This is a genomic window from Citrobacter sp. Cm046, assembly GCF_030333065.1.
GTDB classification, from domain to species: Bacteria; Pseudomonadota; Gammaproteobacteria; order Enterobacterales; family Enterobacteriaceae; genus Citrobacter; species Citrobacter murliniae.
Map to the genome: position 1 here is coordinate 362,870 of NZ_JAOWGP010000046.1, position 14,053 is coordinate 376,922.

Below are 14,053 nucleotides of genomic sequence, written 5' to 3' on the forward strand. Positions count from 1 at the left end.
TCGCCTCTTTTATAGTGATGAATAGTTATCAAAGGCGAAGTGTAGCCTTTTTCACGGTCTAATCCCAGCCAGCAGATCTCACCCGCAACAAAAGTAAAAAAGTGTCCGGAACGTGGCACATTCTGTAATGTCTGGTTAGCATAAATCTATTAAGCGGCATGATGCTGCACAGACGTAACACGACAAGAGGAAGAGCTTGTGGACAAAGCCAAAAAATTTACCTGGCGCCTACTGGCTGCCAGCGTATGTCTGCTGACGGTAAGTCAAATGGCGCGGGCCGATTCTCTGGATGAGCAGCGTAACCGCTATGCGCAAATTAAGCAGGCCTGGGATAACCGACAGATGGATGTTGTAGAGCAGATGATGCCTGGCCTGAAGAGCTATCCTCTGTATCCCTATCTTGAATATCGTCAGATAACTGACGATCTCATGAATCAACCCACCATTACTGTAACGAATTTTGTGCGTGCCAATCCTACGTTGCCTCCAGCCCGCACATTGCAATCGCGTTTTGTGAACGAGCTGGCTCGTCGGGAAGACTGGCGCGGATTGTTAGCGTTTAGCCCGGATAAACCCGGTACTACCGAAGCGCAATGTAACTACTACTATGCGAAATGGAGCACCGGGCAAGCAGAGGAAGCCTGGCAGGGGGCGAAAGAGCTTTGGCTGAGCGGAAAAAGTCAGCCCAATGCCTGTGACAAATTATTCGGCGTTTGGCGGGCATCGGGCACTCAGGATCCGCTGGCTTATCTGGAACGTATTCGCCTGGCGATGAAAGCAGGTAATACGGGGCTGGTGACTGCGCTGGCAGGACAGATGCCAGCTGAGTATCAGACCATAGCTTCGGCGATCATCGCGCTGGCAAATGATCCTAATTCCGTTATGACATTTGCCCGCACGACCGGAGCAACGGATTTCACTCGCCAGATGGCGGCGGTGGCGTTTGCCAGTGTTGCGCGTCAGGATGTGGAAAATGCACGTTTGATGATCCCGTCACTGGCGCAGGCGCAGCAGCTTAATGACGATCAAACTCAGGAGCTGCGTGATATTGTCGCCTGGCGCCTGATGGGCAATGATGTTACCGACGAGCAGGCGAAATGGCGTGATGACGCTATTATGCGATCGCAATCCACCACGCTTGTGGAACGTCGCGTGCGGATGGCGCTGGGAACTGGCGATCGGCGTGGTCTGAATACCTGGCTGGCGCGCTTGCCGATGGAAGCCAAAGAGAAGGATGAATGGCGTTACTGGCAGGCGGATCTGTTGCTGGAGCGGGGGCGTGATGCCGAAGCGAAAGAGATCCTGCATTCTTTGATGCAGCAGCGCGGTTTCTATCCAATGGTAGCGGCGCAAAAGTTGGGTGAAGAGTATGAGTTGAAGGTCGACAAAGCACCTACAGATGTCAACTCTGCCCTGACTCAGGGACCTGAAATGGCACGCGTACGTGAGTTAATGTACTGGAACATGGATAATACTGCGCGCAGTGAATGGGCGAATCTGGTCACCAGCCGCACGAAGTCTGAACAGGCGCAACTGGCGCGTTACGCATTCAACAACCACTGGTGGGATCTGAGCGTGCAGGCAACGATCGCCGGCAAACTCTGGGATCATCTGGAAGAGCGTTTCCCTTTGGCCTACAAAGATCTGTTTTCTCGTTACACCAGCGGGAAGGATATTCAGCAAAGCTACGCGATGGCAATTGCGCGTCAGGAAAGCGCATGGAACCCGAAAGTAAAATCACCGGTTGGAGCCAGTGGGTTGATGCAGATTATGCCGGGCACCGCGACGCATACGGTGAAAATGTTCTCGATTCCAGGTTACAGCAGCTCCAGTCAGTTGCTGGATCCTGAAACTAATATCAACATCGGTACCAGCTATTTGCAGTATGTATATCAGCAATTTGGCAACAACCGCATTTTTGCTTCTGCGGCCTATAACGCCGGGCCGGGACGCGTTCGCACCTGGCTTGGTAATAGCGCTGGGCGAATTGACGCAGTGGCATTTGTTGAAAGTATTCCTTTCTCTGAGACAAGAGGGTATGTGAAAAACGTTCTGGCTTATGACGCCTATTATCGCTATTTCCTGGGGGATAAACCGGAGTTGATGAGCAACGCAGAATGGCAACGTCGTTACTGATCGAGTCGAGTGTGTTATGCTATCGTACTCGTTAAAGAGTACAAAAGGGGGAAGCAAGCGCGCTTCCCCCATAACGATGGCGACACTTTATGACACAGCAATCACCCTATTCAGCAGCGATGGCAGAACAGCGTCACCAGGAGTGGTTACGTTTTGTCGACCTGCTTAAACACGCCTACGATCAGGATTTACACCAACCACTGCTTAATTTGATGTTAACGCCAGATGAGCGCGAAGCGCTGGGTACGCGCGTGCGCATCATTGAAGAACTTCTGCGCGGTGAGATGAGTCAGCGTGAGTTAAAAAATGAGCTCGGGGCCGGGATCGCCACAATTACACGTGGTTCTAACAGCCTCAAGTCGGCGCCAGTAGAGCTGCGTCAGTGGCTGGAGCAGGTACTGCTCGGAAAAAATTGAATTTCCTGATGGCGATGCTGCCGCATTTTATCAGGCCTACAAATGACGCTGAGCCGTATGCCGGATAAGGCGAAGCCGCCATCCGGCACAACGCTACCAATACACCGCGTTATGAAACGGGCTAAGCGCCAGAATTACGGCCTGGTGGTAAACGCTGGAGCGCGTCAGTTTTCCTGCAGTAAAGACACCAATTGCTCCCTCTTTACGGCCGATCTCATCAATACCCGTATACTGTGACATCACCGGACCGAGTGCTTCCCCCTGACGGACCTTTTCGAGAATAACCGCAGGCAGCGGTAACGTTGCTGAACGCGCTTCGCCTCGCTGCGCGCCATTATCAATCACCACCCAACTGAACGTGGCGTCATCATCAATTCCTGCTTCGATGGCTACCCAGAAATCGGCCTGCGGATGCAGACGGCGCGCGTTTTCAACCCGATTTCGTGCGCCAGTGCGCGTTTCCTGACTTCCAAAAGGTTGTTCTGGCACACCACTCTCGACGGCAGCGGGTTCGATATGGCAGGATCCTTCACCGAAAATCTCTTCAAATGCCTGTAGAATTGCCTGAATTTTGGCAGGATTGGTGGTAGCAGAGATAACCTTGTGCATAATTAAGCTCGGTTTGGAAAAATTCATCGCAGTCTATTCTATATAATTTGAGTGACAGGAAGGCGGCAAGCGAGAAACCCCCCGTGGTGCATAGATAACTATGTGGCTGAGGGAGCGACTAATCTGTCAGGAACAGATTTGAACGCCGCAAAGCGGCGGCCCGTAAGGGCGAGGCTCATGGATGAGCCGAGTAACTCGTAGCCAACGCATCTGCCACTCAAAGTATGACGAGTATATAACGGAAAAAACGCATGTTACAGGTATACCTTGTTCGCCATGGTGAGACGCAGTGGAACGCCGAGCGACGTATTCAAGGCCAGTCAGATAGCCCACTGACCGCTAAAGGTGAGCAGCAAGCCATGCAGGTCGGCGAACGCGCGCGCTCGCTTGGCATTACTCATGTCATCAGTAGCGATTTAGGTCGTACACGACGCACCGCAGAAATCATTGCCCAGGCTTGTGGCTGTGATATTACCTTTGATGCCCGACTGCGCGAGTTGAATATGGGGGTGCTGGAAAAGCGCCATATTGATTCTCTGACGCAAGAGGAAGAGGGTTGGCGTCGCCAGTTGGTGAATGGAACGGTTGATGGCCGCATCCCGGAGGGGGAATCGATGCAGGAGTTGGGGGAACGTGTTAACGCCGCCCTGGCATCCTGTCTGGATCTTCCACAGGGAAGTCGTCCACTGCTGGTGAGTCACGGTATTGCTCTGGGTTGTCTGGTGAGCACGATTCTGGGATTGCCAGCATGGGCGGAACGCCGGTTGCGTCTGCGTAACTGCTCAATTTCCCGCGTCGATTATCAGGAAAGTTTGTGGCTGGCGCCGGGATGGGTTGTCGAAACGGCAGGGGACATATCGCATCTGGATGCCCCTGCGTTGGATGAACTACAGCGTTAGCGGCGAATAGGGATAAGGAATTCGCAGCGCAGATTAATAGGGCGATCGCCTGCTTTGGCATCTTCTGCCGGATAGTATCGCTCTATATCCTGACCTTTACGGCGAGTGAGGTTTAGCATCGGCATACAGGTGCCGTAAACCGTCAGGATAAATTCCTGCACGCCTGTCCCCAGGCCTTCATACGTAAACATCACGTATTCGCCACCCTGCAACAGGATCGGCTGTGCTGATTGCACATATCCATTGGCCTGTTCTGGCGTTAATGCAGTTGTATAGAACACTTCCTGCTCGTCATCTTTTTCAAAGCTTGGACGCGTTTCGTTTAGTCCGTATAGAACAGGCGGGATCGCCGGAGCCTGGCTGAGGAAGTCGCGCCAGAACTGAATACGCATTTCATGACGGAAATCTGAGATCTGTTCCAGTGAGCAGGAGTAACTTTGCGTGGTGCCGAGCAGTTGCGTATCTTCCAGGGTTACGAACTGATGCGGTGGCATAGCAAATTCCCCGAGTCGCATCGGCGGACGAATACCAAAAGCGCTCCATTCTGGCGAGCGGCGATACAGCGCAGGCGTCTGGGCAAATTGCTTTTTGAACGCGCGAGTAAACGTTTGTTGAGAGTCGAAACGGTATTGCAGGGCAATATCAAGAATGGGGCGAGCAGTCAGACGAAGCGCCACTGCAGACTTCGATAAACGACGGGCGCGGATATAGGCGCCAATAGCATGGCCCGTCACGTCCTTAAACATTCTCTGCAGGTGCCACTTGGAATAGCCCGCTTTTGCCGCCACATTGTCAAGCGACAGGGGCTGATCCAGATGACCTTCCAGCCAGACTAATAGGTCGCGAATAATGCCAGCCTGATCCATAAAATATCCTCATCCTTTCAACAACGAGTACCTGACGTCAGGTATGTGGATAATAGCATTTTTTGCTGTTTTAGCATTCAGTGTTTTTTTTGCTCATAAATGCTTTTTTCGGGCATACGAAAGCGTGATTATTGTAATCCTGTGATCTGTATACGTTTTATCTTAGAATGTCGAATAATTACACAGAGTAACTTTTAAAAATGGTAACAATATGAAATATAAGAGCTTAGTCATTTCCTCAATTTTGCTGATGCTGGCGCAGGTTGCCCATGCAGAGCAAATTGGTTCTGTCGATACGGTATTCAAAATGTTTGGACCAGATCATAAAATTGTGGTCGAAGCTTTTGACGATCCGGATGTTACCAATGTGACCTGCTACGTTAGCCGAGCGAAAACCGGCGGCATCAAGGGCGGGTTAGGACTGGCTGAAGATACTTCCGATGCCGCGATCTCTTGTCAGCAGGTGGGGCCGATTGAACTGAGCGACCGAATCAAGAATGGCAAAGCTGAGGGTGAGGTTGTCTTTAAGAAACGTACATCGTTGGTGTTTAAGTCCTTACAGGTAGTGCGTTTTTATGATGCGAAACGTAATACGCTGGCATATCTGGCCTATTCAGATAAGGTTGTTGACGGGTCGCCTAAAAATGCCATCAGTGCAGTACCCATCATGCCGTGGCGACAATAACAAGGAAGCAAGATGCAACAGCCGTTGATCTGGTTGGTTGAGGATGAGCAGGGAATTGCTGACACGCTTATCTACATGCTGCAACAGGAAGGTTTTAGTGTCGAAGCGTTTGAGCGCGGGTTGCCGGTGCTGGAAAAAGCGCGACAGCACTGCCCTGATGCGATAATCCTCGATGTTGGTTTACCTGATATCAGCGGTTTTGAGCTATGCCGGCGCTTGCTGGAACATCACCCGGCTTTACCCATTCTCTTTCTGACCGCACGCAGCGATGAAGTGGATCGTCTTCTGGGGCTGGAAATTGGCGCGGATGACTATGTTGCGAAACCCTTCTCGCCGCGTGAGGTCTGTGCCCGTGTACGCTCGCTGCTCCGACGGGTGAAAAAATTTTCCGCTCCATCATCGTCGACGCGTTTTGGTGATTTTGAACTTAATGAACCTGCCGCGCAGATCGCCTGGTTTGGCATACCGCTAAGCCTGACGCGCTATGAATTCCTGCTGCTGAAAACATTGCTGATGTCGCCGGGACGTATCTATTCTCGCCAACAGTTGATGGATTTAGTCTGGGCCGATGCTCAGGATACCTTTGACAGGACTGTCGATACGCATATTAAAACGTTGCGTGCCAAACTGCGGGCGATTAATCCCGAACTCTCGCCGATTAACACTCATCGCGGTATGGGGTATAGCCTGAGGAGCGTCTGATGCGCATCGGCATGCGTTTGCTGCTGGGCTACTTTCTGATCGTGGCCGTTGCTGCCTGGTTCGTTTTGTCTATCTTTGTGCAGGAGATTAAGCCTGGCGTTCGCCGTGCTACCGAAGGCACCCTGATTGATACAGCCACGTTATTAGCCGCGCTGGCTCGTGATGATCTTCTTTCAGGCAACCCTGCTAACGGCAAGTTGGCGCAGGCATTTTCGCAACTGCACGATCGTCCTTTTCGCGCCAATATCAGCGGTATTAACAAAGTGCGAAATGAATACCATGTCTACATGACGGACGCACAGGGTAGGGTGTTGTTTGACTCTGCCAACAAAGCCGTCGGTGAAGATTATTCCCGCTGGAACGACGTTTGGTTAACGCTGCGCGGGCAGTATGGCGCACGTAGTACGCCACAAAATTCAGACGATCCGGAAAGCTCAGTCATGTACGTTGCCGCACCGATTATAGATGGCGGGCGTATTATCGGGGTTCTTAGCGTCGGCAAACCGAATGCGGCGATGGCACCGGTTATTAAGCGTAGTGAACGGCGGATGCTGTGGGCGAGTGCGGTGTTGCTGGGTATCGCATTGGTGATTGGCGCAGGGATGGTGTGGTGGATAAACCGATCTATTGCCAGACTGGCGCGCTATGCTGATTCCGTAACGGAGAATCGACCCGTTGCCTTACCTGATTTAGGCAGCAGTGAGCTACGTAAACTGGCGCAGGCGCTGGAAAGTATGCGTCTGAAGCTGGAGGGTAAGAATTACATTGAGCAGTACGTCTACGCGTTAACGCATGAACTGAAAAGTCCACTGGCAGCTATTCGCGGTGCGGCGGAGATTTTGCGTGAAGGCCCGCCGCCTAATGTGGTTGCGCGCTTTACCGAAAATATTCTGACGCAAAATGCGCGCATGCAGGTGCTGGTTGAAACCTTGCTACGGCAGGCGCGACTGGAAAACCGGCAGGATATTTCATTCATCCCCGTGGCGGTAGATGCGCTATTTGTTCAGTTGCGTGAAGCGCGTAGCGTCCAGTTAGCGGCTAAGAACATCACGCTTACTATTGTGCCTTCATCACTGATTGTCGCGGCTGATCCTGCGTTACTGGAGCAGGCAGTAGGTAATTTACTTGATAACGCCATCGACTTCACACCGGAGAAGGGAAACATTATCCTTAGTGCATATCAGCAGGATGAGAGAGTCACATTGCAGATTACGGACAGCGGAAGCGGTATCCCTGACTTTGCGCTGCCACGTATTTTTGAACGTTTTTACTCGCTCCCCCGTGAGAATGGGCAGAAGAGCAGTGGTTTAGGTCTGGCATTTGTGAGCGAAGTCGCGCGACTGCTTAAAGGTGAAGTGGTACTGCATAACCGTCCCGAAGGTGGGGTGCAGGCTTCGTTGACGCTTCACCGTCACTTCACATAACTTCAAACTCCCCGCACATAGCTGTTTTACCTTGCTGGCATTGCAAAGGAGAACGCTATGTTGAAATCCCCCCTGTTTTGGAAAATAGTCACCTTAAGTGGTGCAATGCTGCTGTTATTAATTCCTCTGACAATGGTCAGACAAATTATCGTTGAGCGCTCGGATTACCGCAGTGCAGTAGAAGATGCCATCCGACAGAGTACCAGTGGGCCGCAGAAGATGGTTGGTCCACTGATCGCTATTCCCGTGACCGAAGTTTATACCGAGCTGGAAGATGACAAAGAGGTCCAGCGTAAGCGCAGCTTTATCCATTTCTGGCTGCCAGAGTCGTTAATGGTAGAGGCAAATCAGGACGTCGAAGCACGAAGGATCGGTATTTACGAGGGACAGGTCTGGCATAACGGTATGTCAGTGCGGGCAGAGTTTAATGCTGAGCGTCTGAGTGAATTGAATCATCCGAATGTGACTGTGGGAAAACCGTTTATTGTGGTTGGTGTAGGTGATGCCCGAGGTATTGGCGTAGTCAATGCACCGCAGGTCAACGGAGTTTCACTAACGGTTGAGCCCGGAACGGGGTTGAATGGGCGTGCTCAGGGGATCCATATTCCGCTACCGGATGCCGACTGGGTGGAGAAGGATCTCAGTCTGGCATTGTCACTCAATCTGAGTGGAACCGGAGATTTCTCTGTCGTTCCGGTGGGGCGTAGCAGCGAAATGACCTTAACCAGCAACTGGCCTCATCCCAACTTTCTGGGGGACTTTCTTCCGGCAAAGCGCGAAGTCAGCGAGTCAGGGTTTAAGGCTCAATGGCAAAGCAGTTGGTTTGCCAATAACCTGGGCGAACGCTTTGAGGGGGAGAAAATTGGCTGGCAGGGAATGCCTGCATTTAGCGTAGCTGTGGCCACGCCTGCGGATCAGTATCAATTGACGGACAGAGCAACAAAGTATGCCAGCTTGTTAATAGTACTGACCTTTATGTCTTTCTTTGTACTCGAGTGTATGAGCAATCTTCGTCTGCATCCTATGCAGTATCTGCTGGTGGGGTTATCGCTGGTGATGTTTTATCTGTTGCTGTTGGCGCTGTCAGAACATATTGGCTTTACGGCGGCGTGGATCATTGCCAGCATGGTTGGTGCGTTGATGAACGGCGTTTATTTACAGGCGATATTGCAGGGATGGCGTAACAGTATTTTGTTCACAGTGGCGCTGCTGTCTCTGGATGGGGTGATGTGGGTGCTGTTGCGTTCGCAGGACAGCGCTTTACTGCTGGGTACCGGTGTGCTGTTGTTAGCGCTATGCGGGATCATGTTCCTGACGCGTCATCTTGACTGGCACTCGCTTGCTCAACCAAAGCCAAAATACGTTCAAACCGCTGAGAATGACGGGCTGCGTTTGTGGAAATAGGGCAATGATGAAATGAAAAACGGCGCATAAAGCGCCGTTTTTATACCAGTCAGAATCGAATTAATCCTGCAGGTCGCCGCAGAAGCGGTAACCTTCACCGTGAATGGTCGCGATGATTTCTGGTGTATCCGGCGTGGATTCGAAATGTTTACGAATGCGGCGGATTGTTACATCAACGGTACGGTCATGCGGTTTCAGTTCGCGACCGGTCATTTTTTTCAACAGTTCTGCGCGAGACTGGATTTTGCCCGGATTCTCACAGAAGTGAAGCATGGCACGGAATTCACTGCGTGGCAGTTTATACTGCTCGCCGTCAGGACCGATTAGAGAACGGCTGTTAATATCCAGTTCCCAACCATTGAACTTGTAGCTTTCGACGCTACGACGCTCTTCGCTGACCGTGCCCAGATTCATGGTACGGGACAGCAGGTTACGAGCACGGATAGTCAGTTCACGTGGGTTAAACGGCTTGGTGATGTAATCGTCAGCGCCGATTTCGAGGCCGAGAATTTTGTCGACTTCGTTATCACGGCCCGTCAGGAACATCAGCGCAACGTTAGCTTGTTCACGTAGTTCACGCGCTAACAGAAGACCGTTTTTGCCTGGCAGATTGATATCCATAATCACAAGGTTGATGTCATATTCAGAGAGGATCTGATGCATTTCCGCGCCATCTGTCGCCTCGAATACATCATAGCCTTCCGCTTCGAAAATGCTTTTCAACGTGTTGCGTGTTACTAACTCGTCTTCAACGATAAGAATGTGCGGGGTCTGCATGTTTGCTACCTAAATTGCCAACTAAATCGAAACAGGAAGTACAAAAGTCCCTGACCTGCCTGATGCATGTCGTAAATTAACATGATCGGCGTAACATGACTAAAGTACGTAATTGCGTTCTTGATGCACTTTCCATCAACGTCAACAACATCATTAGCTTGGTCGTGGGCACTTTCCCTCTGGACCCGACAGTGTCAAAAACGGCTGTCATCCTAACCATTTTAACAGCAACATAACAGGCTAAGACGTACCGGACACCCAATAAAACTACGCTTCGTTGACATATATCAAGTTCAATTGTAGCACGTTAACAGTTTGATGAAATCATCGTATCCAAATGTTAGCTTTCATCACAAAAATGCAATAATACAACTAGTTGCACTCGCAAACTAATAAATGTAATGAATCCAATGAATGAGATCCATTTTCAATTAAATTATCATGGATAAACAGAAGGATATACAACTTCTGTTAACAAAAAAAGTAATAGTAAATCCACGAAATAGTTTAGCATTTTTTACTGAATGTGGAATGCATTTTCAGTGATTTCTGTTAAAAATATGTAAATTCGCGCTGCGTAATATGTTGATGGGTATCACATTATTATCTGCAGACTGGCCAAAAAGAGTATCGAAATGCGTTTAACTATTATTCTGGTAGCCCCTGCCAGAGCAGAAAATATTGGTGCGGCTGCCCGTGCTATGAAAACCATGGGTTTTGCCGAGTTGCGGATCGTTGACAGCCTGGCTCACCTGGAGCCTGCGACGCGATGGGTTGCGCATGGCTCAGGTGATATTATTGATAATATTAACGTTTTTTCAACGCTGGCTGACGCGCTTCATGATGTTGATTTTACCGTCGCCACCACGGCGCGCAGCCGCGCGAAGTTCCATTATTACGCCACTCCTGTCGAGCTGGTCCCCTTGTTGGAAGAAAAATCTGCATGGATGGAACACGCCGCGCTGGTTTTTGGTCGTGAAGATTCAGGCCTGACAAACGATGAATTAGCTCTGGCCGATGTACTGACCGGTGTCCCCATGGTTGCCGACTATCCTTCACTCAATCTGGGGCAGGCGGTGATGGTGTATTGCTATCAATTAGCAGGTTTAATACAACAGCCCACAAAAACCATTGAGCCGACAGATGAGCTTCAGTTACAGGCATTACGCGCACGTGTTTTACGTTTATTAACCACGCTGGACGTTGCTGATGACATCAAACTAACGGATTGGCTGCAACAGCGAATGGGCCTGTTAGGGCAGCGAGACACGGCAATGTTGCACCGTTTTCTACATGATATTGAAAAAAACATCACAAAATAAAATTTCACATTTTTTGTTTTTTATGGTGTTTGACTCTGACTTCAAGTGGGCATGGCACGCTGTATTGGTTGAAAGTAAAAGAGTAGGCAGTCGCTCGTGAACAAGTTTCGGAGTGTGATCAATTTAAAAATTTATTGACTTAGGTCATAAGATACTTTAACCCTAAAAGAATACAGTACAGAATAATTACAGAGCACACAACATCATGAAACGCATCAGCACCACTATTACCACAACCATCACCATTACCACAGGTAACGGTGCGGGCTGACGCGTACAGGAAACACAGAAAAAAGCCCGCACCTAAACAGTGCGGGCTTTTTTTTCGACCAAAGGTAACGAGGTAAACCATGCGAGTGTTGAAGTTCGGCGGTACATCAGTGGCAAATGCAGAGCGCTTTCTGCGAGTTGCCGATATTCTGGAAAGCAATGCCAGGCAGGGGCAGGTCGCGACCGTTCTGTCTGCCCCCGCAAAAATTACTAACCATCTGGTGGCGATGATTGAGAAGACCATCGGTGGTCAGGACGCTTTACCAAATATCAGTGACGCCGAACGTATTTTCTCTGAGCTTTTGGTCGGTCTTGCTGCTGCGCAACCGGATTTCCCGCTGGCTCAACTCAAAACGTTTGTTGAACAAGAATTTGCCCAGATTAAGCATGTCCTGCACGGCATCAGCCTGTTGGGACAGTGTCCGGACAGCATCAATGCTGCGCTTATCTGTCGTGGTGAAAAAATGTCGATCGCCATCATGGCAGGTTTGCTTGAAGCGCGCGGACATAACGTTACGGTTATCGACCCGGTTGAAAAACTGCTGGCGGTTGGTCATTACCTCGAATCCACCGTTGATATCACTGAATCTACTCGTCGCATTGCTGCCAGCCGTATTCCTGCTGATCATATGGTACTGATGGCGGGCTTTACTGCCGGGAATGAAAAAGGCGAATTAGTGGTATTGGGACGCAACGGATCTGACTACTCTGCTGCCGTGCTGGCTGCCTGTTTACGTGCAGACTGTTGTGAAATCTGGACTGATGTTGACGGTGTTTATACCTGTGATCCGCGTCAGGTTCCTGATGCCAGGCTACTTAAATCGATGTCTTATCAGGAAGCGATGGAGCTTTCTTACTTCGGTGCCAAAGTTCTTCATCCGCGTACCATCACTCCGATTGCCCAGTTCCAGATCCCCTGCCTGATTAAAAACACCGGTAACCCGCAAGCGCCGGGTACGCTGATTGGCGCCAGCTGCGATGAAGACGACTTGCCGGTAAAAGGCATTTCTAACCTGAACAATATGGCGATGTTTAGCGTTTCGGGGCCAGGAATGAAAGGGATGGTGGGAATGGCAGCACGCGTTTTTGCTGCGATGTCTCGTGCGGGTATCTCCGTTGTGCTGATCACTCAATCCTCCTCTGAATACAGCATCAGTTTCTGCGTACCGCAGGGCGACTGCGTGCGTGCTCAGCGTGCTATGCAGGATGAATTCTACCTGGAACTGAAAGAAGGGCTGCTGGAGCCTCTGGCGGTAACAGAGCGTCTGGCGATCATCTCGGTGGTTGGTGACGGTATGCGCACGCTGCGTGGCATCTCCGCCAAGTTCTTTGCGGCACTGGCGCGTGCCAACATCAATATTGTTGCCATCGCACAGGGTTCGTCTGAACGTTCTATTTCGGTAGTGGTAAACAATGATGACGCTACAACTGGTGTACGCGTTACGCATCAGATGTTGTTCAATACCGATCAGGTGATCGAAGTCTTTGTTATCGGTGTTGGCGGTGTGGGGACAGCACTGCTTGAACAGTTAAAACGCCAGCAGAGCTGGCTGAAGAGTAAGCATATTGATTTACGTGTTTGCGGCGTGGCGAACTCAAAGGCTTTACTCACAAATGTTCACGGTCTGAACCTAGAAAACTGGCAGGCGGGGCTGGCTCAAGCAAAGGAACCTTTCAACCTCGGTCGCTTAATTCGCCTGGTGAAAGAATATCATCTGCTCAATCCGGTGATTGTTGACTGTACTTCAAGTCAGGCTGTGGCAGATCAGTATGCTGACTTCCTGCGTGAAGGCTTCCATGTAGTAACCCCGAACAAAAAAGCCAACACTTCATCGATGGATTATTACCATCAGTTGCGCTTTGCCGCGGCAAAATCGCGGCGTAAATTCCTCTACGACACCAACGTGGGGGCGGGTTTACCGGTTATCGAAAACCTACAAAACCTGCTCAGTGCAGGCGATGAACTGCAGCGATTTTCCGGAATTCTGTCTGGTTCACTGTCGTTTATTTTCGGCAAACTGGATGAAGGAATGAGCTTCTCGCAGGCCACTATTATGGCGCGTGAAATGGGCTACACCGAACCTGATCCGCGTGACGATCTTTCCGGGATGGATGTCGCGCGTAAGTTGCTGATCCTCGCCCGCGAAACCGGACGCGAACTGGAGCTCTCTGATATCGTTATTGAACCGGTGTTGCCGCAAGGTTTTGACGATTCAGGCGACGTTACAACATTTATGGCCAATCTGTCGCGGCTGGACCAGGCCTTTGCCGCTCGTGTGGCGAAAGCCCGTGATGAGGGCAAAGTATTGCGCTATGTTGGCAATATTGAAGAAGATGGCGTTTGCTGCGTGAAAATAGCTGAAGTGGATGGCAACGATCCGTTGTTCAAAGTGAAAAACGGTGAAAATGCGCTGGCCTTCTATAGCCACTACTATCAGCCATTGCCGCTAGTGCTACGCGGATATGGTGCGGGTAACGATGTGACTGCGGCGGGTGTCTTTGCCGACCTGCTACGTACCCTTTCATGGAAGTTAGGAGTCTAA

General features: G+C 50.5%; 14 protein-coding genes and 1 other annotated feature. Of the genes, 11 read left to right on the forward strand and 3 right to left on the reverse strand.

Going from position 1 to position 14,053, the window contains the following annotated elements; all coding sequences use genetic code 11:
- The first annotated feature begins 198 nt into the window (after nucleotides 1-198).
- Together sltY and trpR are read left to right on the forward strand one after the other, a co-directional pair.
- The gene (gene sltY / locus OGX98_RS22995; RefSeq protein ID WP_048222096.1) at nucleotides 199-2,136 is read left to right on the forward strand and encodes a murein transglycosylase; all 1,938 of its coding nucleotides are present in this window, start codon (nucleotides 199-201) and stop codon (nucleotides 2,134-2,136) included.
- Between the two features lie 89 nt (nucleotides 2,137-2,225).
- The gene (trpR, locus tag OGX98_RS23000; RefSeq protein ID WP_045439539.1) at nucleotides 2,226-2,552 is read left to right on the forward strand and encodes a trp operon repressor; all 327 of its coding nucleotides are present in this window, start codon (nucleotides 2,226-2,228) and stop codon (nucleotides 2,550-2,552) included.
- Nucleotides 2,553-2,645: 93 nt separating this feature from the next.
- On the opposite strand, the gene yjjX is transcribed toward trpR, so the two are convergent.
- Nucleotides 2,646-3,161, reverse strand: a complete 516-nt coding sequence (yjjX, locus tag OGX98_RS23005) for an inosine/xanthosine triphosphatase (RefSeq protein WP_200011384.1) — start codon at nucleotides 3,159-3,161, stop codon at nucleotides 2,646-2,648.
- A 251-nt stretch (nucleotides 3,162-3,412) separates the two neighbouring features.
- Here yjjX and gpmB point away from each other — a divergent pair, with 251 nt between their 5' ends.
- The gene (gene gpmB / locus OGX98_RS23010; protein WP_045439544.1) at nucleotides 3,413-4,060 is read left to right on the forward strand and encodes a 2,3-diphosphoglycerate-dependent phosphoglycerate mutase GpmB; all 648 of its coding nucleotides are present in this window, start codon (nucleotides 3,413-3,415) and stop codon (nucleotides 4,058-4,060) included.
- Here the strand turns inward: gpmB and robA are convergent.
- Nucleotides 4,057-4,926 carry an MDR efflux pump AcrAB transcriptional activator RobA gene (robA, locus tag OGX98_RS23015; protein WP_045439547.1) on the reverse strand — a complete coding sequence of 290 codons (870 nt, stop codon included), beginning with the start codon at nucleotides 4,924-4,926 and terminating at the stop codon, nucleotides 4,057-4,059. The genes gpmB and robA overlap by 4 nt on opposite strands.
- A 211-nt stretch (nucleotides 4,927-5,137) precedes the next feature.
- Between robA and creA the strand changes: the two genes are divergently transcribed.
- From creA to creD, 4 genes are read left to right on the forward strand one after another with little or no spacing between them, the layout of a single operon-like run.
- A complete protein-coding gene (gene creA, locus OGX98_RS23020; RefSeq protein WP_045439549.1) occupies nucleotides 5,138-5,611 on the forward strand; it encodes a protein CreA in 474 nt (157 codons plus the stop codon).
- 12 nt (nucleotides 5,612-5,623) lie between these two features.
- Nucleotides 5,624-6,313 (forward strand): two-component system response regulator CreB, encoded by a 690-nt coding sequence (gene creB, locus OGX98_RS23025; RefSeq protein WP_045439551.1) that lies wholly within the window; start codon nucleotides 5,624-5,626, stop codon nucleotides 6,311-6,313.
- The gene (creC, locus tag OGX98_RS23030) at nucleotides 6,313-7,737 is read left to right on the forward strand and encodes a two-component system sensor histidine kinase CreC (RefSeq protein WP_286595971.1); all 1,425 of its coding nucleotides are present in this window, start codon (nucleotides 6,313-6,315) and stop codon (nucleotides 7,735-7,737) included. Before creB ends, creC begins: the two co-directional genes overlap by 1 nt.
- A 57-nt stretch (nucleotides 7,738-7,794) precedes the next feature.
- Entirely contained in the window at nucleotides 7,795-9,141 is a 1,347-nt protein-coding gene (gene creD / locus OGX98_RS23035; protein WP_286595972.1) for a cell envelope integrity protein CreD, read from the forward strand.
- A 60-nt stretch (nucleotides 9,142-9,201) separates the two neighbouring features.
- Here creD and arcA read toward each other — a convergent pair whose 3' ends face one another.
- Nucleotides 9,202-9,918 carry a two-component system response regulator ArcA gene (gene arcA, locus OGX98_RS23040; protein WP_001194359.1) on the reverse strand — a complete coding sequence of 239 codons (717 nt, stop codon included), beginning with the start codon at nucleotides 9,916-9,918 and terminating at the stop codon, nucleotides 9,202-9,204.
- Between the two features lie 95 nt (nucleotides 9,919-10,013).
- Here arcA and yjjY point away from each other — a divergent pair, with 95 nt between their 5' ends.
- The 4 genes from yjjY (at nucleotide 10,014) to thrA (ending at nucleotide 14,053) form a co-directional block, all read left to right on the forward strand.
- On the forward strand, nucleotides 10,014-10,154 hold the full coding sequence (gene yjjY / locus OGX98_RS23045) for a YjjY family protein (protein ID WP_001541509.1): 141 nt from the start codon (nucleotides 10,014-10,016) through the stop codon (nucleotides 10,152-10,154).
- A 399-nt stretch (nucleotides 10,155-10,553) separates the two neighbouring features.
- Nucleotides 10,554-11,240 carry a tRNA/rRNA methyltransferase gene (locus OGX98_RS23050; protein ID WP_045439567.1) on the forward strand — a complete coding sequence of 229 codons (687 nt, stop codon included), beginning with the start codon at nucleotides 10,554-10,556 and terminating at the stop codon, nucleotides 11,238-11,240.
- A 200-nt stretch (nucleotides 11,241-11,440) separates the two neighbouring features.
- Nucleotides 11,441-11,567: a sequence feature (Thr leader region), on the forward strand.
- A complete protein-coding gene (thrL, locus tag OGX98_RS23055) occupies nucleotides 11,446-11,511 on the forward strand; it encodes a thr operon leader peptide (protein WP_001386572.1) in 66 nt (21 codons plus the stop codon). (Overlaps the previous feature by 66 nt.)
- A 23-nt stretch (nucleotides 11,568-11,590) precedes the next feature.
- Nucleotides 11,591-14,053: a bifunctional aspartate kinase/homoserine dehydrogenase I gene (gene thrA, locus OGX98_RS23060; RefSeq protein WP_045439570.1), complete on the forward strand. Its 2,463-nt coding sequence runs from the start codon at nucleotides 11,591-11,593 to the stop codon at nucleotides 14,051-14,053.